The sequence below is a fragment of the Actinomadura rugatobispora genome, assembly GCF_042656285.1.
Taxonomy (GTDB): domain Bacteria; phylum Actinomycetota; class Actinomycetes; order Streptosporangiales; family Streptosporangiaceae; genus Spirillospora; species Spirillospora rugatobispora.
Map to the genome: position 1 here is coordinate 1 of NZ_JBHSON010000310.1, position 730 is coordinate 730.

Sequence of the window (730 nt, forward strand, 5' to 3'; positions counted from 1 at the left end):
TGCGGCGGCGCGGACGGCGTTGATGATTCCCTGGTAGCCGGTGCAGCGGCACAGGTTGCCTGACAGGCCCTCGCGGATCTGGTCGTCGGTGGGGTCGGGGTGTTCGCGCAGGAACGCGGTGGCCGAGACGATGAATCCGGGGGTGCAGAAGCCGCATTGCAGGCCGTGGTGTTCGCGGAAGGCGTCCTGGAGGGGGGACAGGGTGCCGTCGGGGGAGGCGATGCCTTCGATGGTGGTGATGTCGGCGCCGTCGGCCTGGACGGCGAAGACGAGGCAGGCGCGGACGGCCTCGCCGTCCATGAGGACCGAGCAGGCGCCGCAGACGCCGTGTTCGCAGCCCAGGTGGGTGCCGGTCAGGCCGCAGTCCTCGCGCAGGTAGTCGGCCAGGGTGAGCCGGGCCGGCACGCTCGCCCGCCGCGACCGGCCATTGACCCGCATCCCGATCTCGACCTCAGGCATTGCTCGCCTCCTGCACTCCGGCCTCCTGGACGGCCCGTTCCCAGGCGCGCGCCACCATGGCCGCGCCGACGTGTTTGCGGTAATCGGCGGACCCGTGCAGATCCCCTCCATCGCGGTGCGCCCGATGTCCTCGGCGCTCACCTCGCCCGCGGCGGAGCCGGTCAGTTGCGTTTCGGTGGTGGTGGCGCGCAGTGCGGCCTGCCCGAGCCCGAACAGGCCGATGCCGCAGCGGGCGATCCGGTCGTCGGTGTCGAGCTGGACGGCGACGGCG

1 protein-coding gene is annotated in these 730 nt (G+C 72.3%); it reads right to left on the reverse strand.

Annotation, left to right across the window (positions count from 1 at the left end):
* A partial coding sequence (locus tag ACFPZN_RS56550; RefSeq protein WP_378293759.1) for a (2Fe-2S)-binding protein occupies positions 1-459 on the reverse strand: 459 nt, incomplete at its 3' end.
* Positions 460-730 lie beyond the last annotated feature (271 nt).